Here is a 19,670-nt window from a genome sequence, read left to right on the forward strand (position 1 = left end):
ATAACTTTCTTGATGAATGAAAAGCCGCTCGGTTCGAGCGGCTTTTTTGTCTTTGGAGCGCCTCATGACGGATTTGCAGGCTATTCTCGACGGCATTCATAACGAGCTTTCGCCGCGCATCGGCGAGGGCAAGGTTGCCGATTACATTCCGGAGCTGGCAAAGGTCGATCCGAAGCAGTTCGGAATGGCAATCGCAACTGTCGACGGCAAAGTCTACAGCATCGGTGATGCCGGCGTTCCTTTCTCCATCCAGAGTATCTCCAAGGTCTTCATGCTGACCTTGGCGCTCGGCAAGGTTGGCGAGAGCTTGTGGAATCGTGTTGGGCGCGAACCATCCGGCACGGCTTTCAACTCCATCGTCCAGTTGGAGCGGGAAGAGGGTATTCCCCGCAATCCCTTCGTCAATGCAGGTGCCATCGCTGTCAGCGATGTCGTACTCGCTGGGCACGAGCCGCGCGAGGCGATCGGCGAGCTGCTGCGCTTCGTCCGTTATGTGGCCGACGACGACACGATCAGCATCGATGACAGGGTGGCGCGTTCGGAGACGCAGACGGGTTTCCGCAATTTCGCGCTCGCCAATTTCATGCGCGCTTATGGCAATATCCACCATCCGGTCGAGCATGCGCTCGGTGTTTATTTCCATCAATGTGCGCTTTCCATGAGCTGCCGGCAGCTTGCCAAGGCGGGGCTCTATCTCGCTGCGCGCGGCAGCAATCCGATCACCGGGCACTCCGTCGTCTCGCCGAAGCGGGCGCGGCGCATCAACGCGCTTATGCTGACCTGCGGGCATTATGATGGCTCAGGGGATTTCGCCTATCACGTCGGTCTGCCGGGCAAGAGCGGCGTCGGCGGCGGTATCCTGGCCGTAGCGCCGGGCATTGGCTCGATCGCCGTCTGGTCGCCGGGGCTGAACAAGGTTGGCAATTCCCAGCTTGGTGCCGTGGCATTGGAAATGCTGGCAGCGCACACCGGCTGGTCGGTGTTCGGTGATTGATACCCATGTCTTCTCGTCCCGCTTTCTGTTATCAGCGTGGCGAGATCCAAGGAATGACGGAATGAATATCGCGACCACGGTGAAAGACGACATCGATATCGAGGCTGAAGATGGCGGCTCTGCCGCGCATCCGATGTTTTCCGATGCGCCGCGCTCCGTTTCCTTCAACAAGCTTCGTAAACGCCTGTTGCGGCAGGTGCGCCAGGCTATGGAAGACTTCCAGATGCTAAAGGGCCAGAAGCGCTGGCTGGTTGGCCTTTCCGGAGGCAAGGATTCCTACGGTCTGCTGGCGCTCTTGCTTGACCTGAAATGGCGTGGCCTGCTGCCGGTGGAAATCCTCGCCTGCAATCTCGATCAGGGCCAGCCGAATTTCCCGAAGCATATTCTGCCCGAATACCTCACGAAGATCGGCGTTGCGCATCGCATCGAGTATCGCGACACTTATTCGATCGTGAAGGAGAAGGTGCCGGAGGGAGCGACCTATTGCTCGCTCTGTTCGCGCCTGCGCCGCGGCAATCTTTATCGCATCGCCCGCGAGGAGGGCTGCGATGCGCTGGTGCTGGGCCATCATCGCGAGGATATTCTCGAGACCTTCTTTATGAACTTCTTCCATGGCGGACGGCTGGCCTCGATGCCGGCGAAGCTGCTCAATGACGAAGGCGACTTGATGCTTCTGCGTCCGCTAGCCTATGCCGCCGAGGACGATCTTGCCAAATTTGCTGCCGCCATGCAGTTTCCGATCATTCCCTGCGATCTTTGCGGCTCGCAGGATGGGCTGCAACGCAATGCCATGAAGGACATGCTCGCCGATATCGAACGGCGCATGCCTGGCCGCAAGGATACGATGCTGCGTGCACTGGCGCATGTGAACCCGTCACACCTGCTCGACCCTAAACTGTTCGATTTCGCCGGGTTGATGACACATGGGTCTTCCAGCGATCCAACGTAAACTCAGCGCTTTTGCCACACCGATGTCATCGAATCGGGCATAAGAGGAAGCCCTTTCAAAACAGAGGCTTCCTATGACTTTCTCCGATGCTGATTTCGACTATGTGATGACGATCGTTGCCGAAGCGGCGTCAAAGGAAATCATGCTGCGCTTCCGCAACCTGGACGCTGGCGACATATCGGAAAAGACCTCGGCTATCGACCTCGTGACTGACGCTGATCTTCTGGCCGAACGGCACATCACCGCGGCGTTGAAGACACGGTTTCCAAAGGCCGTCATCGTGGGCGAAGAAGCCTATGAGGCCGACAAGTCCGTCGTGCCGGCGCTGGCGCATGCGGAATTGGCTTTCACCATCGACCCGGTGGACGGCACATTCAATTTCGCGGCCGGACTGCCTGTCTTCGGGACGATTGTCGCCGTCATCGCCAATGGCGAGACGATCGCGAGCATCATCCACGATCCCGTGCTTGGCGACACCCTGACCGCCATGAAAGGCGGCGGCACTTTCCTGCGCCGGCAAACCGGGCAGGCGAGGCGGCTTGCCGTCGCCGCGCCGGCGCCTTTGAACGCGATGACGGGCGCCATTTCCTGGGGGCATATGGATGAGCCCGAGCGGTCACGCATCTGCGGCAATCTATCGAAGACCCGTATGGCTTTCTCGCTCAATTGCTCGGCTTACGAATATTGGATGGTGGCGTCGGGCAAATGGCATTTCATCGGCCATTCCAAATTGATGCCGTGGGATCATCTGGCCGGCGTGCTGGCGCATCAGGAAGCGGGCGGCTATACCGCCAAATTCGATGGTACGCCCTACAAGCCCGGCGAAACGACCGGCGGCATCATTTCTGCGCCTGACGAGGAAAGCTGGCGGATGATCCGCCGTGAGATCATCGGCGCCTGACGCGAAAGGAAAAAGCATGACATCGCTCGTTGACGTTACCACGCTTGCTCATGTGCTGCGCCGCGCGGCGCAGACGGAGATCCTGCCGCGTTTTCGCAGGCTCGGCAGCGACGATATCCGCGCCAAGAGCGAGGCGACGGATCTGGTGACGGAAGCCGACGAGCGGGCCGAGCGCATGATCAAGGCAGAGGTTTCGCGCCTCTGGCCCGAAGCGCTGTTCATCGGCGAGGAATCGGTTGCGGCCGACCCGTCGCTACTGAAGAAGCTGCAGGATGCCGATCTCGCCATCATCGTCGATCCCGTCGACGGCACGTTCAACTTTGCTGCGGGCATTCCAGCCTTCGGCGTTATGGCTTCGGTGGTCTCGAAGGGAGAAACCGTTGCCGGCATCATTTTCGACCCGATGGGCGACGACTGGGTGCTGGCGGAACGGGGCAGCGGCGCATGGCTGCGGCGGCCGGACGGCGAGACGCTACGTCTCAACGTTGCTCCGTCCGTCCCGCTGGAAGAGCTGGTCGGCATGGCGGCCACCGGTTTTCTGCCCAAGGAAAAGCGCGCGGAGATCATGGGTAATCTCGCCAAGGTGCGCTACACGACCTGCTATCGCTGCGCGGCGCATGAGTACCGCACGCTCGCGGGCGGCTATGTACACTATCTCATGTACAACAAGCTGATGCCCTGGGATCATCTGGCGGGATCGCTGATCTCTGCCGAATCCGGCGCCTATGTTCGCCGTTTCGACGGTTCGCCCTATTTGCCGCATCACCTCGACGGCGGGCTGCTGGTTGCGGCGGACAAGGATACCTGGGAGCTGTTGCGGTGCGAAGTCTTCACTCTTTGAGGTGAACCAGGCCACGATAGCCGGCGAGGCCTCTTGGAAAGTAACGGTTGGAGGGCTATCTTTGCTCCAACAGGCAAGAGCCTTGGTCGGCGCTTGCCGCGGGGATGAGACAGATGTCCGAGACGAGCCGCAAGCTGACCACCATTTTCTGCGCCGATGTGCAGGATTATACGCGCCTCATGGGAAAGGACGAGGAGGGGACGCTTTCAACCCTTCGTCGTTACCGCGATGCGATGAAAAGGCTGATCGAAGCCCATGGCGGTCGGGTCATCAACACCTGGGGCGATGGCGTCTTCGCCGAGTTTCCAAGCGTCGTCGAGGCCGTGCGCGCGGCGATCGACACGCAGAACGAGCTTGCCGGCTACAATGCCGTAATCAATCCCGACAAGCAGATGCTCTTTCGCATCGGCCTCAATCTCGGTGATGTGATCGCCGATGGCGACGATCTGTATGGAGACGGCGTCAATATTGCAGCTCGGCTGCAGTCGCGCGCCGCTCCAGGTGGCATCGTCATTTCCAACACCGTCTATGATCAGGTCCGCAACAAGGTGGCGGTCGGTTTCGATTTTCTCGGGCAGCTCGAGGTCAAAAACATCGAAGGCGGCGTGCCGAGCTATGCGGTGCGGATCGGCGGCGTGCAGGTTGTCGACACTACAGCGGATTATCACTCGGCTCCGAAGCCGGCTCCTGCGCGGGCGCCCGAGCCTGTAGCGCAGGAACCCGCGTTGCAAGACTGGCGCCGGAGCTACGCCGCGCCGCTTGTCGTCTGCATCGGGCTTGCCATACTCAACGGCCTGACTTGGCACGGTGAGTTCTGGGCAAAATGGCCCATACTCGCCATTCTATGGGTTGCGACGTTTCGCTACGTTCGCAGCAACAAGCAGATCGATATGGCGATTGCCGGCCTTGTCATTACCGGCATCGGCCTAGTGACGATCAATCTTTTCGCCTGGCAGGGCACACCGTGGGCGATCTGGCCATTGTTCGGGCTCGCGATCGCCGCGGCACTGCGCTGGGTCCGCCGGCCGCGCAGCGGCATGTGAGGACGGCAGGCAACGTCGTTCAGACGTGCCCAATTCCGGGCTCCAGCGCCGGGGTATCGCCAGGATGGGTGAAGAGCTTGCCCTTTTCAGCCCATAGCGTCGCAACGATCGACAGCGCGCCAAATACCGTGAAGCCAGCAAGCAGCGGCTGTGCCGTGCCATCGAACATCTGGCCGACGACGCCGCCAAGCAGGACGCCGACTGTCGTGGAGACCGAGCTGGTGATGGCGGCTGCCGTTCCCGCCAGGTGTCCCATCGGCTCCAGGCTGATGGCCATGCAGTTGGTGGTGATGACGGCGAACATCATCAGCATGACCGAGATCAGTACATAAATGAAGGTGAAGCTCGGCTGGCCGAACATGCCGACGATGTAGCCGATGGCGCCTAAAACGGTGAAAACGATCATGGCGGCATGGGAAATACGGCGCATGCCGAAGCTGCGGACGAAATAGCCATTGGCAAATTGTGCGACGGCGGTGCCGGCTGCCGTTGCCGCGAAGGCGATCGGGAACGTGTCCCCAAGGCCGTAGACTTCGCCGAAGACCTGCTGCACGGAGACGATGTAGGCGCAGATAATGCCGGTATATAGCGTCAGCCCGATCATGTAGCCGCAGGTGATGCGGTTGGTCAGCACCGTCTTGAAGCCCGAAAGAACCGACGAAACAGAAAGCGGCAGGCGCTCTTCAGCGGGCAGCGTCTCCTTCATACGGAAGAAAGCGACCAGGAAGAGGCCGGCGCTGACGATGCCGAGCAGGATGAAGATCCATTGCCAGTTCGAATAGGCAACGATCATCTGACCGACGAAGGGCGCGACCATCGGCATGATCATGAATACGATCATGACATAGGACATGACGCGGGCCATTTCGCGACCGCCGAAGCAATCGCGGACGATGGCGAGCGTCGTGATGCGCACGGCCGCAGCGCCGACGCCCTGGGCAAAGCGCATGGCAAGCAAGGCAAACAGGCTGCCGCTCCAGGCGGCGGCAAACAGGGTCACCGTATAGAAGGCAAGACCGCCAAGCAGGATGTATCGTCGGCCATAGGTGTCCGACAGGCTGCCGAAGAAAAGCTGACAGACGCCGAATCCGAGGAAATAGACGCCTATGACGAGCTGGATGTCGTTCGGATTGGCGACATTAAGCGACTGGCCGATATTCGGCAGCGCCGGCAGCATGCTGTCGATGCCCATGGAAATGCTGGCAGTCATCAAGGCGATCGTGAGGATGAATTCCACGATGCCAAGACCGATGCGGCTGGAGCCGGACTGCATCGGCGGCTGAGCCGGCGACTGTGATTGAGGCGGGGTTGTCATTCGAATATGCCTGTCAATGTAAAGCGAGAGACTGATCGGCCGGAGGCGGCGCATTGTGCGGGCGGAAGAGGCGCCCCCTTTCGGCGATCACCACGAACACCAGACCGATCAGCGAAACGGTGAAGTAACCGATGACCATCGGCGTTGCCGTACCGTTGAAATACTGGCCGATACCGGCGCCAATCGAGGCGCCGCCGACCGTGCTCATGAAGCCGAGCACCGAGGAGGCGGTGCCGGCGACATGGCCGAGCGGCTCCATGGCAAGAGAATTGAAATTCGAGCCGATCCAGCCGAACTGGAACATTGCCAGCGCGAAAAACAGCATGAACAGTGGGAAGGGCATCGGTGCCGGGCCATAGAGCTGCACCAGCATCCAAATGAAGGTGATGAAGGAGAAGCCGAGCAATGCCGCATGGGAAAGCCGCCGCATGCCGAAGCGGCCGACGAGCTGTGAGTTTATGAAGGAGGACAGCGCCATGAAAAGCGCAACGCCGCCAAAGGCAACCGGCGTGTACACGCCCAACCCGTAAATGCCGCTATAGATCTGCTGCGCCGAATTGATGAAGCCGAACAGCGCTCCGAACAGGAACGTGCTGGCCAAGGTGTAACAGAGCGCTACACGGTTTGTCAGAACCATCCTGAAGCCGGAGGCTACCGATCTGATAGTCAGCGGACGGACATTTTCCGGCTTCAATGTCTCCGGAAGCCGGAAATACATCCAGAGACCGACGAGCGTCGCCATGGTGCCGATGAAGACGAAGATCATGTGCCAGGTGCTGATGAGCATGATGATCTGACCGCTTCCCGGCGCGATGACTGGCACGATCATGAACACCATCATGATGAGCGACATCACTTCGGCCATCAGGCGGCCGCCGAAGACATCACGGACGATGGAAATGGTAATGACGCGCGTCGCCGCCGATCCTAGACCTTGAATGAAGCGGAGCGCGAGGAGGCCGGCAAAAGACGGGATAAGGGCAATGCCGAACGCGGAGATGACGTAAACGGTCAGGCCGATCAGCAGGGGTAGGCGGCGGCCGAAGCGATCCGACAAGGGGCCGTAGATGAGCTGCGCCGAGCCGAAGCCGATCAGATAGGCCGTCACCACATATTGCCGATGATTCTCGTTCATCACGCCGAGGCTGGAACCGATCTGCTGCAATGCGGGGAGCATGATGTCGATGGCAAGCGAATTGATCGCCATCAGAAAGGCCGCGAGTACGATGAACTCGCGTTTGCCCATGGGCAGCTGCCCCTGGGACATGGCCTGGGATGAAGTCGTCACGGTTTTATTCCCATAAACATGTCAAGGCGCCGCCCGGCGGCAGCGCCCAATTGATCAAATTTAACTATGGAAACCGGACGAGTAGCCCGGTGCCCGGTCAGGCGGCGCCGCGAACGCTGATGCCGTGTTCCTGAAGGTGTTGCTGCAACTCGCCCGCCTGGAACATCTCGCGCACGATATCGCAGCCGCCGATGAATTCGCCCTTCACGTAAAGCTGCGGAATGGTCGGCCAGTTGGAATAGTCCTTGATGCCCTGGCGAATCTCTGCATCGGCAAGGACATTGACGCCCTTATAGTCGACGCCGATATAGTCGAGAATCTGGACCACCTGGCCGGAGAAGCCACACTGCGGAAACTGGGGCGTGCCTTTCATGAAAAGAACGACGTCATTGTTCTTAACTTCATTATCGATGAATTCGTGAATGCCGCTCATTGTCCAGTTCCTTTCACATGCGGGGTCAAGGCCCGCAGCGTTACATCTGTCCCTTAAATAGCAAGCAGCCGACAAGATTTCCAGCCGCAAAACATACGCATCGTTTTTTTCATCGCATGAATGGACTCGCGGTTTTACCGCCTGAGACCACAGTGAATATGACCTATTGAGCTGATTTTCTGAATAGTGCGTTTTGAAAACGACACTTCAACTCCGTGCCTGAACAACACACATGAATGTGAAGCAAGGGACGGTTAATAGTAGTCTGCTATCTAATTTACAAACGATCGGTATGTTTGTAAAAGTGTTTCGATTGATGCGATTTGGCGCGTATCGGTCCCTTGTGAGCATTGCAGTCGCATTTTGAGGGAGCGGACACCATGAGCCACCACCATTATTCAGACGGGCAGGTTGGTGAAGAGCGCGAATTTTATAGCTCTGAAGACACCAGCGAAGGCGAGCGGGAATATTTCGAGCACGTGCGCACGCCAAGAGCATCGATCCTGAATAGCGCCGTGACCGTCAGTGCCATCGTCCTTATATTGAGCATCGCTTTCGGCTATCGTGCCGCGACCGCGCCGACACAGCAGCGGGTGGCGTCTCCTATCGCCGAAAAAATCATGATTGCTCCACCGGTAGACTCATGTGCCGAGGCTTCTCCATATCCTCGCCATGAATGCTGAGACAATGCTGTTGCCGCAGCAATACGCGATGGCGGCAGGATTTTTGTGAGCAGATTCCTGTCCGCTTAAAGCCTTATTCGTCAACACTTATTCCACTGTTGCTATTTTCAACAGATCATGCTGCTCCGCCATGAAAAAGCCGACAGTCCATGATCATGGCCATCTGCAGTTTTTATCAGTACTATCGGCGCGCCTCGGGGACAGACTACAATATGAATCCTATCAAGAAGAGGGTGGTTCTCCACTTCCCTGGCTTCGAGCAGCTGGACGCTGCCGCACACCGGGCTCGTTACGAGCGTTCTGCGCGACAGAGCGCTGCCGCCTGGGATTTCACCGCGTCGGTGGACGAAATGAAGAATTTCGGCCGTGCGCCGTATTTCGATGTCACGGCGACGGCTGCAGGCTGGCATACGCAAAGCCGCATTCATATCGTCGATCATAACGATCTGGTTGCCACGCTGAATGGGAGGCCATTCTTCACACGGTTGATGCAGGGCTACCTCGCTGCTGCAAAAGTTGCCGCTTCGGGCGGCATGACCGGCTATTTCCGTCATGCATGGCGCTTCGGCCTGTTCTTTATCTTTCCCTTTCTGCTGATGCTTGCGGGGCTGATTCTCAGCCTGTCGATCGCGTTTGCACCGATCCTTTTCGGGCTGCCGGCCTGGAGCCATATCGGCAGCATCGCGCTCGCAATCGCCTTTTTCGTCTATGTTTTCCTGCCGCAAGCCGAAAAGCTGCATACTCTGCATCTCTTTTCCGATTGGGAGATGGCGGTTGCGATAGCGGGTTTGAACGGAATAGGCGCAGAACAGTGGCTGGAAGCCGGCGCCGTCAGCGTCCGGCAAGCCTTGGATGAGCCCGACGTCGAAGAGTTCGTCATCTCCTCGCATAGCATGGGCTCGTCCGTGGCAGCTCACGTGGTCGGCTTGTTGCTGGAGCGCGAGCCGGACCTGCTGCAAAGCAAGCGCGTGGTGTTTACGACCCTTGGCAGTGCCATCCTGCAATGTGCTCTCATGCGGCCGGCAAAGGTGTTGCGCTCACGCGTCGGATTGATCGCGCGCTGCAAGGACATCTTCTGGCTTGACGTTCACTGCCTGACCGACGCAATCCATTTTTATAAGGCGAAAGTCGCGGCTGTTTGCGGCCATGAGGATGTCCGGCAGGCTTCGATCCTCTTCGTGCGCTTCAAGCAGATGCTGTCGGAAAAGCATTACAAGAAGATCAAGCGGGATTTCCTGCGAGTTCACCGGCAATATGTGCTCGGTCCCGATCTCAGGGCCTTCTTCGATTTCACGCTGATGACGGCCGGTCCGTTGCCGGCTGCGGATTTCGCTGAATTCTCAGTGAAGAGATTGCCGGAGCTGAGCTTCAACTCCGGCGAAGCGGCGCAGGCGCTCTCAGTCGGGCGCTGACGTCTGCAGCGCGAGGGCGTGCAGAACACCGCCCATATTGCCCTTCAGGGCATCATAGACCATCTGGTGCTGCTGCACGCGGCTCTTGCCGCGGAAGGCTTCCGCGACAACTTCGGCTGCATAGTGATCGCCATCCCCGGCCAGGTCGCGAATTGTCACCTTGGCGCCGGGAATGCCCGCCTTGATCATATCTTCGATATCGCCGGGGTTCATTGGCATGAGTGGTACCTCGATTATTCAGCGGCGGCGAGAGCGCTGCCATCCATGAAGGCAGGAAACCACGATTCATGCGCCTCACGCAACTGTTCAACCGGAAGCGTTAACAACCCATCGATAACGAGTGCATCGCCCCCGACCGTTCCCAGACGGCGGAAGGGCACGCCGGCGCTTTCAGCATTGATGCAGACGAAATCGGCGACATCGGCCGGTACGGCGACAACATAACGGGCCTGATCCTCGCCGAAGAGGGCGGCATGTGGCAGGGTCTTGTGTTCGGAGAGATCAATGTTCAGGCCCTTGCCGGATGCCATCGCCATTTCTGCGAGTGCCAACGCCAGTCCGCCGGACGATATGTCGTGGCAGGCCGAGACCTGGCCGTTGCGGATGGCGGAGCGGACGAAATCGCCGTTGCGGCGCTCGGCAAAGAGATCGACTTCCGGAGCCGGGCCGTCGGTTGAGCCGAGGATGTCGCGGAGATAGATCGAGGAGCCGAGATGGCTGCCGTCGACACCGATCATCAAAACGTGGTCACCTTCCGAAGCGGAGCCGATGCGGGCCATGGCCTTCCAATCCGGCAGTAGGCCGACGCCCGCGATGGTCGGGGTCGGCAGGATCGCGATGCCATTGGTCTCGTTGTAGAGCGAGACATTGCCGGAGACGATAGGGAAATCCAGCGCGCGGCAGGCTTCGCCGATGCCTTTAATGGCGCCAACGAACTGGCCCATGATCTCGGGCTTTTCCGGATTGCCGAAGTTCAGATTGTCGGTCGCGGCTAGCGGCTCGGCACCGGTTGCGGTGATGTTGCGCCAGCATTCGGCGACGGCCTGCTTGCCGCCTTCGAAGGGATCAGCCTCGACATAGCGCGGCGTGACGTCGGAGGAGAAGGCGAGAGCCTTGGTCGCATGGCCTTCGACGCGGACGACGCCGGCGTCGCCGCCTGGGAGCTGCAGCGAATTGCCCTGGATCAGCGTATCGTACTGCTCGTAGACCCAGCGGCGGCTGGACTGGTTGGCGGAGCCAACGAGCTTCAGCAAAGCCTGACCATAATCTTCCGGCGCGGCAACCAGATCAGCGGGCAGGGCGGCGCGCTTGTCGGATTCCCGCCACGGACGGTCATATTCCGGAGCCTGGTCACCGAGATCCTTGATCGGCAGGTTAGCGACTTCCTCGCCCTGATGGATGACCCGGAAACGAAGATCGTCGGTCGTCTTGCCGACGATGGCGAAATCCAGGCCCCATTTGACGAAGATCGCCTTGGCGACGGCTTCCTTTTCTGGCTGCAGCACCATGAGCATGCGTTCCTGGCTTTCCGACAGCATCATTTCATAGGCCGTCATCTGCTCTTCGCGCACCGGCACCTTGTCGAGATCGAGCTCGATGCCGAGGTCGCCCTTGGCGCCCATTTCGACGGCGGAGCAGGTAAGGCCAGCCGCACCCATGTCCTGGATGGCGATAACGGCGCCCGTCTGCATCAGTTCCAGGCAGGCTTCCAGCAGGCACTTTTCGGTGAAGGGGTCGCCGACTTGAACGGTCGGGCGCTTTTCCTCGATCGATTCGTCGAATTCGGCAGACGCCATGGTCGCGCCGCCGACGCCATCACGGCCGGTCTTGGCGCCGAGATAGACGACCGGCAGGCCAACGCCCTTGGCTTCCGAAAGGAAGATCGCATTGGACTTGGCAAGACCGGCCGCAAAGGCGTTGACCAGGATATTGCCGTTGTAGCGCGCATCGAACTCGACTTCGCCGCCAACAGTCGGAACGCCGAAGGAATTGCCATAGCCGCCAACACCGGCAACGACGCCGGAGACGAGGTGGCGGGTCTTCGGATGATCCGGTTCACCGAAGCGCAAGGCATTCATGGCAGCGACCGGGCGAGCACCCATGGTGAAGACGTCGCGCAAGATGCCGCCGACGCCTGTGGCAGCACCCTGATACGGCTCGATGTAGGACGGATGGTTGTGGCTCTCCATTTTGAAGACGACGCAATCGCCGTCATCGATGTCAACAACGCCGGCATTCTCGCCCGGCCCCTGAATGACGCGCGGCCCCTTGGTCGGCAGGGTGCGGAGCCACTTCTTGGAGGACTTGTACGAGCAATGCTCGTTCCACATGGCCGAAAAGATGCCGAGCTCGGTGAACGTGGGCTCGCGGCCGATCAGATCCAGAATGCGCTGATATTCATCCGGCTTGAGGCCGTGGGCGGCAATCAGCTCGGGGGTGATCTGGATCGTATTGGAAATGGTCATGGGCGCTCGAGTGTCCTTGCCTGTAAAGGGTTTGAAGACCGGTCAGGGATCGGGGTCTCTTTAGCGCAACTCTCCTTGTCGTGCGACAGGAAAATCACCGGCGTTCACAACACGCCGGTGTAGATGCAGCGAAAATCAAGCGTGCGGCCATGGGCGGCCGTTTCGCAAGGTTAGAATTTATAGCCGACCATGATGCCGGCGCGCGTCATGCCGCCATTAGGCCCATCGCAAAGATTGGCATGGGACGAGTGCGCGATCTGCGCCATTACGTTCCAATGATTATCGAAATTGTAGCCGAGGCCGGCATATTCGTGGAAGAGCAGGCGGCAGCCGAGCATCGGACCGTGCTCTCGCCAGTCATCCAGGTTGCCGGTGTGCACCGTGCCGCCGAAGCCGAGTTCCGTGAAGATGCCGTTGCTATTCGTGAGCGTCCAGGAAAGGCCACCATAGACCTGCGTCGCGGAGCCCGACGTACCAATGGACGTGCCTACATGGATACGAGGATGGGTCAGCTGATCCTTCCAGTCGGCGGTCGGATTGTAGCCGAACGGATTGAAGAGAACCTGGACATCCGGGAAGACGCCGCTTTCGTGCTCGTTGCCGCTCTGGACGGAGCCGCTTGCGCCAAAACGCAGTTCGTCGAAAATCTTGACTTGAGGGGCGGGTGCCGCCGCCACGGTGTCGGCGGCGATTGCGGTCGATTGACCCGCAACGAATATCGAACTGACTGTCAGAAAACTCAAAACTAAACGCTTGCTGAAAAAGCCTGCAATAGCCATGCGCTCCCCCTAGTGTAGCGGGCGAATCCTCACTTTCATTGATAGAATGGTAGCGTGCTAAGTGTCGAGGCGACGAACGCACATTTGCGCAAGATGTCTGTCGATAAATTGATAAGGCTTGCTTAAATGTGACTATCGTAACCCGATGAGCCGTTTTCCAACAACCTGCGTAATGTCATGAACCCGGCGGCAACATCTTTTCGCTGTGGTGGTGACGAAAAGGCGACGCGGACGCGATGATAGACCCTATCGATTCGGGCGGCCTTGAATTCATCCTCGTCATCGATGAGCACTCCTTCGGAGAGGGCTGCATTCTTGAAGGTACCCGAAAGCCAGGGTTCCGGCAGCTTCAGCCACAGGAATGGCAGATGCGGATGCGAATTGAACTCGAAGCCCGATAGTGCCTCACGTGCCAATTGCTCACGTGCCTTGATCTCTTCGACGGACTTGCGGCGCAGTTCCAGGGCATGACCGCCGAGTACGAGCCGGGCGCAGGTTTCGGCCAATATGAAAGGCAAGCCGCCCGTCGTCATCTTGTGCGTAACCTTGATGCGTTGGGCGAAATGCGGCGGGCAAGCGACCCAGCCGCCGCGCACGCCGGCTGTCACCGATTTAGACAAGCTGCTGACGACGAACGTCCGCTCAGGCGCAATGGCCGCCATCAGCGGGTTCTGGTCGCCGGTCATGCCGCCATAGAGGTCGTCCTCGATCAGCCATACGCTGTGGCGGCGGGCAATGGCGGCAATCGCCCGGCGTCTTGCCTCCGGCATTGTCACCAGCGTGGGATTATGAGCTGTCGGCATCAAAAAGGCGAGGCGCGGATGCTGCTGCTGGCAGAGACGTTCGAAATCCTCCGGGATCATCCCGTGCTCGTCCGAATCCACGAGGATCGAGCGCCTTCCGAGCAGGCGCGCGGCGCGGCTGATCTGCGTATAGGTGAGGTTCTCGAAGACGATCTTGTCGCCCGGCGAGGTGACGGCGGAAATGACTGCTATGGCGGCGGCGTGCGCGCCGAGCGTCGGCACGATCGTTTCGATTGCCGGCTTCCAGCCGTTTCGGGCGAGCCAAATCTGCCCGGCCTCAAACCAGTTTGCCGGGAAGTTCCTTGAATAGGAAGATATCTCGGATTGATGCTCGCTGCTGATGTCGGCGAAAAGCTTGCCGATGATCGTGCCCTGGCCGATGTCGGGAGCGGCCGTCGTGTCGAAGCGGATCTTGGCGTCGGGCGTATTCAGACCGCGGGTACCGGCAAGCGCCTGTGTGATCGGATCGACAAGCTCGATCTGCTTGCCGTTCGAACGCTCGAGAACATAGGTGCCGCGGCCGACTTCGCCAGCGACGAGGCCGCGTTCATGCACAAGGGCATAGGCCCGGCTGACCGTGCCGATGGTAACGCCGATATCATAGGCGAGATTCCGCTGCGGCGGCAGCTTCGTGCCCGGCGGCAAGACGCCATGCGTGATCGCATTTTCGATGCTGTCAGCGACGCGGATGTAAACCGGGCCGGTTCCGCTTGAAATGTCAGGGAGCCAATTTGTCATAATGACAATTTCCTAGATTGTCCCTGTCATTGAGTCAAGAGTATGAGTCAATTTGTACCATTTGGCTCGGTACATCAAAATTGTCATCATCGTCTGGAAACGAAAATGAGCACAATAGGTACAATCTGCTCGACTGAGGCGGGAGACGCCCGTTCGGTGAACATGGAGAGTGCGGCGGCGCAGCCAAGGTCGCATATAGTGCGTCGGCTCTGGGCACTTTACCTGCATTGGCGGGAGAAGCGCGAAGGACGGCGGGTTCTGAGGGATCTGACGGATGACCAGTTGCTCGACATCGGCCTGACGCGCCGCCAGGCGGTCAAAGAGGTCAACAAGTCGTTCTTTTGGGATTGAGAACGGTTGGCGTCAACTCATAGACGTGCAACCACAGCCGTGACGAGACGAGCGGGATCGGAAAGCCCGGGCCATCGACCACGACTTGGAGCTTGGTCGTGGTCCGCGTAGTGATCGATCGAGACAATCATCTGCCCCTTGTATGCCGCTTATCCACAAATGGGGCGCGCTCCGTAAACGGTCCTTGGCGATATTCTGCAAAGCATGACAGAACAGCAAGATCGGTCGAGCGCGCCATGCCTGCGTACGCCTAATTGATGTGGCCACGCAGGAGGGACGATGAAGACGGCGCTTCACAACTATCGAGCACGAATGTTGCGAGTGCTGGACTACATCGACCGGCATCTTGACAGTGATCTGGACTTGGAAACGGTGAGCGATATTGCGGCCTTTTCGAAGTTCCATTTCCATCGGCAGTTTACGGCGACCTTCGGGTTGTCCGTACATCGCTATATCCAGCTTGCCCGCCTGAAACGGGCGTCGCACCGGTTGGCCTACACGGGCGACCAAAGCGTCACGGACATAGCGATGGATGCCGGCTATGACGCACCGGACGCTTTCGCCCGCGCCTTTCGGCAAAGGTTCGGGCAATCGCCTTCGTCGTTCCGGAAGTCTCCGGACTGGGAGCCGTGGCTTGCGGCCTTAGGGCCTTTCGACAACGCAAGGAGCAAGCTCATGCAGAAGACCTTTACCTTTGACGACGTAACAATCCGCGAGGTGCCGGTGACGCCGGTAGCGATCATGGAGCATCGGGGCGACCCTGCGACGATCGGCGCCACCATCCAGCGGTTCATCGCGTGGCGTAAGGCCGCTGGCCTGCATCCGAAGACAAATCCGACCTTCAATGTCTGGCGTTCCGAGCGGCGCCCCGCGTCGCCAGCGGACTATAGCATGGACCTTTGTGTCGGGACCGACCAGCCGATCGAGACGAACGGCGAGGAGATCACCGTCGGTGAGATCCCCGGCGGGCGCTGCGCGGTCCTGCGTGTGGTCGGCCACACCGACAATCTGGAGCCAGCCGCGCTCTATCTTTATCGCGACTGGCTTCCGGCCAGCGGCGAGGAAGCTCGTGACTTCCCGATCTATTGCCAGCGACTTGCCTTCTTCCCGGAGGTTCCGGAGCACGAAGCGGTCGCGGAACTGTTTTTGCCGCTGAAATAACGACCTCCGACGATGGCCTATCCCTCCCGATAACAGGAAGGGGCAGGTCCCTATACAACCGATCCCGGTCTTGATGGATTCATCACCTGGTAGGCCCGCCCGACAATAACGCAGCCTGCCGCCTAACTAAGTCCGAGAACCGAAAGAACGAAGTCGGCACGTTCCTCGACGCTGACCTTCGGCAAAACGTGGGTCTCGTAGCCGAGTATCGGGTAGGCGGCAGTCAGCCGCTCATATTCATCGACGGCGGCCGAGAAATCGTGCCTCCGTTCGCGGTCGCCGACATAGATCTCCGGCCAGGGCGGCGTCAGGAAGACATGTTCATTGTAGCGGTGTAGTTGGCCGAGCGACGCCAAGGCGGGCTCGCCCGTCATCTGTTTGAGCGCCGATGCCGCGTCGATCAATCCCCGGTCGAAGAAGACAGGACCGGGGAATGCCGCTGCTTCTTGACGATCCATCAGCGACGTGGCGATTGCCCTGCGCGCAAATGCCGGTGCATCGACCCAAGGCAGGGCAGATCCGTCGCCTTCCAGTTCCTTGACGACGATGCGCCGTCCCGGCTCTTCGACGGTATGATAACCGCGGCGCTTGAGCGCTTCCAACAACGTCGATTTGCCGCCGCCGGAGCAGCCCGAAAGGATGATAAACCTGTCCATGACAATGTTCCCCGGGTAAAGGGCACGTCGTGTGCTCGCCGCGGGATAGTGTTGACGCGGATAAGGCTTGCGGCTTAGCTGCAGGCCTTCGATCCCCCAGCCCAGCGATTGACGTCGCCCGTGATACGGCCGCCGGAGGCGCCCGACATCATCGGGCCGAAGGCCTGCAATTGCGCAGGATTGCCTTCCGCTTGCACGACGAGCGAAGGCCGGCCGGTCGGATGTTTCTTGTCGACCACGAGGATGCGAGGGCGACCGGTAAAGGAATTGAGCTCGGGAGCGAGCTGATAAGTCGCGAAAGCCGGGTCCGAAGACTTGAACCAGCAGGCATTGGCGTTGAGCATGATGCGTTCCATCGTCGACAGGGCGCTGTGATCGGTCGCGATGATGCTCGGCGGACGCGGGCCGCAAGAGGTGACCAATAGCCCAAGCATCGCGATAGCGGCGGCGGAGTAAAGTCCTGTCAGGAGGCGAGGGCGCATCAATCTCTTTCCAATGAGGCGGTTAGGGCTAGTCTGCCGGGTCGCATTCCGGCGCCCTGCTGTTCGATCCAAAAACGCCGATTTTATGGTTCTGACGGCAGGCTGGCCTATCAGGCCGCGATCACGCCAAGCGCGGAGGCGAACAGACCACGGCCGTCATTGCCGCCATGGGCTGCCTCGATCAGATTTTCCGGGTGCGGCATCATGCCGAGCACGTTGCCCTTGGCGTTGATCACGCCGGCAATGTCGTTGACCGAGCCGTTGGGGTTGGTGCCTTCGGCGTAGCGGAAGACCACCTGGCCATTATCCTCGATAGCCTTCAGCGTTTCGGCATCGGCGAAATAGTTGCCATCGTGATGTGCGACCGGGCTGCGGATGATCTGGCCCTTGGCATAGGCGGACGTGAAGTCCGTTTCGGCATTGACGACTTCCAGCTTCACCTCGCGGCAGACGAATTTCAGCGAAGCGTTGCGCATCAACGCGCCCGGCAGCATGCCGGCTTCGAGCAGAATCTGGAAACCGTTGCAGACGCCCAAGACCTTGACGCCCTTGTCGGCCTTGTCCTTGATCGCCTGCATGATCGGCATGCGGGCGGCGATCGCGCCGCAGCGCAGATAGTCGCCGTAGGAGAAGCCTCCGGGAATGACGATCAGGTCGACATCCGGAATCTCTGTCTCCGTCTGCCACACAGTTACGGGTGCATGGCCGGAAATCTTGGTCAGCGCCGCGATCATGTCACGATCGCGATTGAGGCCGGGGAGTTGGACGACTGCTGATTTCATGATGCTGTTCCCGAGAGAGGCGAAAGATACAGACTTGGAACGTGATCGGTGAGCCATACTCCATTGTCGCTGACAAAGAAAGAATGACCTTCCGCATGCATGCGCGCCGCATCGATTTCAAGAATGATATAGTCACCCATGCGTCTCGTCGCGACGATCTTGGCGGTCTCGATATCCGGCGACAGGTGAACATGATGTCGCTGCATTTTCTTCAACCCTGAAACTTGAATGGACGGCCAGCTTTCGAGCGATGTTCCGTGAAACAACTTCAACGGCGGCTCCCCCGCTCTTAGCGCCAGATCGACGGCGACGCTGTGGCCCTGAGCTGCGCGGATACGATGATCCAGCAGAGTGAAGCGTTTCTTCGGATTAGACTCGATCACTTCGAGGATATCGTCTTCAGAGACATCGAAGCGATCAAGAACCGCCCTTTTCAGATCATTGAAAGGCACCCATCCCTCCGAATCCAGAGACAAGCCGGCTTCATGGGGCGCATGCCTCAGCACATAGCTTATGAACTTCGAGATGTCGGTCTGGAGTTTGGTGGACACCATCTATGATATCAGTCGATCGAAATGCTGAAGTTCTCGATGACCGTATTGGCGAGAAGCTTCTCGCACATGGCCTTCAGATCGGCTTCGGCCTTGTTCTTGTCGGTGCCTTCAAGCTCGAGATCGAAGACCTTGCCCTGGCGGACCTGATGGACGCCGTCAAAGCCGAGTGCGCCAAGCGCGCCTTCGATTGCCTTGCCCTGCGGATCGAGAACGCCGTTCTTCAGCGTGACGGTTACACGAGCCTTGATCACGATTGTCCTTTCTGAACTTACTTGACGAGAACCGGGCCCGTGCCGCGCACGGGTTCGTTTTCATTGATGATGCCGAGGCGGCGAGCCACTTCCGAATAGGCTTCGAGCAGGCCGCCCATGTCGCGACGGAAGCGGTCCTTGTCCATCTTCTCGTGGGTTTCGATATCCCAGAGACGGCAGGAGTCCGGCGAGATTTCGTCGGCAAGGATGATGCGCATCATGTCGCCTTCGAACAGGCGGCCGCATTCGATCTTGAAATCGACGAGCTGGATGCCGACGCCCAGGAAAAGGCCGGTCATGAAGTCGTTCACGCGGATGGCGAGCGCCATAATGTCATCGAGCTCGGCCGGATTGGCCCAGCCGAAGGCGGTGATGTGCTCTTCTGAGACCATCGGATCTTCGAGCGCATCGGACTTATAGTAGAATTCGATGATCGAGCGGGGCAGGACCACGCCTTCCTCGATGCCGAGGCGCTTGGCGAGCGAGCCGGCGGCGACGTTGCGCACGACGATCTCGAGCGGAATCATCTCCACTTCCTTGATCAGCTGCTCGCGCATGTTGAGACGGCGGATGAAATGGGTGGGAATGCCGATCTTGTTCAGATGGCTGAAGATATACTCGCAGATGCGATTGTTCAGAACACCCTTGCCATCGATGACTTCGTGCTTCTTCTTGTTGAAGGCGGTGGCGTCGTCCTTGAAGAACTGGATCAGCGTGCCCGGCTCAGGCCCCTCGTAAAGGATCTTGGCCTTGCCCTCGTAAATACGGCGGCGACGGTTCATTGGTATT

General features: G+C 59.2%; 22 protein-coding genes. 9 read left to right on the forward strand and 13 right to left on the reverse strand.

Translation table 11 applies throughout. The features are described 5' to 3' along the window. Positions 1–64: 64 nt before the first annotated feature. From FHT73_RS04075 to FHT73_RS04095, 5 genes are all read left to right on the forward strand, one after another. The gene (locus FHT73_RS04075; protein ID WP_183709971.1) at positions 65–994 is read left to right on the forward strand and encodes a glutaminase; all 930 of its coding nucleotides are present in this window, start codon (positions 65–67) and stop codon (positions 992–994) included. Positions 995–1,055: 61 nt separating this feature from the next. Further along, positions 1,056–1,943 (forward strand): tRNA 2-thiocytidine(32) synthetase TtcA, encoded by an 888-nt coding sequence (gene ttcA, locus FHT73_RS04080; protein WP_183709973.1) that lies wholly within the window; start codon positions 1,056–1,058, stop codon positions 1,941–1,943. Between the two features lie 73 nt (positions 1,944–2,016). Further along, a complete protein-coding gene (locus tag FHT73_RS04085; protein ID WP_183709975.1) occupies positions 2,017–2,844 on the forward strand; it encodes an inositol monophosphatase family protein in 828 nt (275 codons plus the stop codon). 16 nt (positions 2,845–2,860) lie between these two features. Then, positions 2,861–3,685: an inositol monophosphatase family protein gene (locus FHT73_RS04090; protein ID WP_112606398.1), complete on the forward strand. Its 825-nt coding sequence runs from the start codon at positions 2,861–2,863 to the stop codon at positions 3,683–3,685. Between the two features lie 113 nt (positions 3,686–3,798). Then, positions 3,799–4,728, forward strand: coding sequence for an adenylate/guanylate cyclase domain-containing protein (locus tag FHT73_RS04095; RefSeq protein ID WP_112606400.1), 930 nt, complete (start codon positions 3,799–3,801; stop codon positions 4,726–4,728). A gap of 19 nt (positions 4,729–4,747) precedes the next feature. Here FHT73_RS04095 and FHT73_RS04100 read toward each other — a convergent pair whose 3' ends face one another. The 3 genes from FHT73_RS04100 to grxD all read right to left on the reverse strand — a co-directional run bounded on the left by FHT73_RS04100 (position 4,748) and on the right by grxD (position 7,764). Further along, complete coding sequence (locus FHT73_RS04100) at positions 4,748–6,043, reverse strand: multidrug effflux MFS transporter (protein ID WP_246698834.1); 1,296 nt, start codon at positions 6,041–6,043, stop codon at positions 4,748–4,750. Between the two features lie 13 nt (positions 6,044–6,056). Next, positions 6,057–7,289, reverse strand: a complete 1,233-nt coding sequence (locus FHT73_RS04105; RefSeq protein ID WP_112606494.1) for a multidrug effflux MFS transporter — start codon at positions 7,287–7,289, stop codon at positions 6,057–6,059. 139 nt (positions 7,290–7,428) lie between these two features. After that, the gene (grxD, locus tag FHT73_RS04110; RefSeq protein WP_112334744.1) at positions 7,429–7,764 is read right to left on the reverse strand and encodes a Grx4 family monothiol glutaredoxin; all 336 of its coding nucleotides are present in this window, start codon (positions 7,762–7,764) and stop codon (positions 7,429–7,431) included. A gap of 380 nt (positions 7,765–8,144) precedes the next feature. Here grxD and FHT73_RS04115 point away from each other — a divergent pair, with 380 nt between their 5' ends. Next, positions 8,145–8,447: a hypothetical protein gene (locus tag FHT73_RS04115; RefSeq protein ID WP_112401223.1), complete on the forward strand. Its 303-nt coding sequence runs from the start codon at positions 8,145–8,147 to the stop codon at positions 8,445–8,447. Positions 8,448–8,659: 212 nt separating this feature from the next. After that, positions 8,660–9,859, forward strand: coding sequence for a hypothetical protein (locus FHT73_RS04120; protein ID WP_183709977.1), 1,200 nt, complete (start codon positions 8,660–8,662; stop codon positions 9,857–9,859). On the opposite strand, the gene FHT73_RS04125 is transcribed toward FHT73_RS04120, so the two are convergent. The 4 genes from FHT73_RS04125 to FHT73_RS04140 all read right to left on the reverse strand — a co-directional run bounded on the left by FHT73_RS04125 (position 9,845) and on the right by FHT73_RS04140 (position 14,644). Then, complete coding sequence (locus FHT73_RS04125) at positions 9,845–10,078, reverse strand: BolA family transcriptional regulator (protein ID WP_004108912.1); 234 nt, start codon at positions 10,076–10,078, stop codon at positions 9,845–9,847. The genes FHT73_RS04120 and FHT73_RS04125 overlap by 15 nt on opposite strands. A 14-nt stretch (positions 10,079–10,092) precedes the next feature. Next, positions 10,093–12,324 (reverse strand): phosphoribosylformylglycinamidine synthase subunit PurL, encoded by a 2,232-nt coding sequence (purL, locus tag FHT73_RS04130; protein ID WP_112606404.1) that lies wholly within the window; start codon positions 12,322–12,324, stop codon positions 10,093–10,095. A 170-nt stretch (positions 12,325–12,494) separates the two neighbouring features. After that, positions 12,495–13,103, reverse strand: a complete 609-nt coding sequence (locus FHT73_RS04135; protein WP_181476105.1) for an acyloxyacyl hydrolase — start codon at positions 13,101–13,103, stop codon at positions 12,495–12,497. A 122-nt stretch (positions 13,104–13,225) separates the two neighbouring features. Then, positions 13,226–14,644 (reverse strand): PLP-dependent aminotransferase family protein, encoded by a 1,419-nt coding sequence (locus FHT73_RS04140; protein WP_183709979.1) that lies wholly within the window; start codon positions 14,642–14,644, stop codon positions 13,226–13,228. 105 nt (positions 14,645–14,749) lie between these two features. Between FHT73_RS04140 and FHT73_RS04145 the strand changes: the two genes are divergently transcribed. After that, complete coding sequence (locus FHT73_RS04145) at positions 14,750–14,995, forward strand: DUF1127 domain-containing protein (protein ID WP_246712030.1); 246 nt, start codon at positions 14,750–14,752, stop codon at positions 14,993–14,995. 279 nt (positions 14,996–15,274) lie between these two features. Further along, positions 15,275–16,156, forward strand: a complete 882-nt coding sequence (locus tag FHT73_RS04150) for an AraC family transcriptional regulator (RefSeq protein ID WP_183709981.1) — start codon at positions 15,275–15,277, stop codon at positions 16,154–16,156. 122 nt (positions 16,157–16,278) lie between these two features. Here the strand turns inward: FHT73_RS04150 and FHT73_RS04155 are convergent, their stop codons facing one another. The 6 genes from FHT73_RS04155 to purC all read right to left on the reverse strand — a co-directional run bounded on the left by FHT73_RS04155 (position 16,279) and on the right by purC (position 19,663). Beyond that, on the reverse strand, positions 16,279–16,812 hold the full coding sequence (locus tag FHT73_RS04155; protein WP_183709982.1) for an AAA family ATPase: 534 nt from the start codon (positions 16,810–16,812) through the stop codon (positions 16,279–16,281). A gap of 74 nt (positions 16,813–16,886) precedes the next feature. After that, entirely contained in the window at positions 16,887–17,294 is a 408-nt protein-coding gene (locus tag FHT73_RS04160) for a hypothetical protein (RefSeq protein ID WP_183709984.1), read from the reverse strand. Between the two features lie 110 nt (positions 17,295–17,404). Next, positions 17,405–18,076, reverse strand: coding sequence for a phosphoribosylformylglycinamidine synthase subunit PurQ (gene purQ, locus FHT73_RS04165; RefSeq protein WP_183709986.1), 672 nt, complete (start codon positions 18,074–18,076; stop codon positions 17,405–17,407). Then, positions 18,073–18,630, reverse strand: coding sequence for an RNA 2'-phosphotransferase (locus FHT73_RS04170; protein ID WP_112413739.1), 558 nt, complete (start codon positions 18,628–18,630; stop codon positions 18,073–18,075). Before FHT73_RS04170 ends, purQ begins: the two co-directional genes overlap by 4 nt. A gap of 8 nt (positions 18,631–18,638) precedes the next feature. Further along, a complete protein-coding gene (gene purS, locus FHT73_RS04175; protein ID WP_069613006.1) occupies positions 18,639–18,881 on the reverse strand; it encodes a phosphoribosylformylglycinamidine synthase subunit PurS in 243 nt (80 codons plus the stop codon). Between the two features lie 17 nt (positions 18,882–18,898). Next, the gene (gene purC / locus FHT73_RS04180) at positions 18,899–19,663 is read right to left on the reverse strand and encodes a phosphoribosylaminoimidazolesuccinocarboxamide synthase (RefSeq protein ID WP_015340039.1); all 765 of its coding nucleotides are present in this window, start codon (positions 19,661–19,663) and stop codon (positions 18,899–18,901) included. Between the last annotated feature and the right edge of the window lie 7 nt (positions 19,664–19,670).

Origin of the sequence: Rhizobium sp. BK098 (assembly GCF_014193155.1) — a bacterium.
In the GTDB taxonomy this organism is placed as follows: Bacteria; Pseudomonadota; Alphaproteobacteria; order Rhizobiales; family Rhizobiaceae; genus Rhizobium.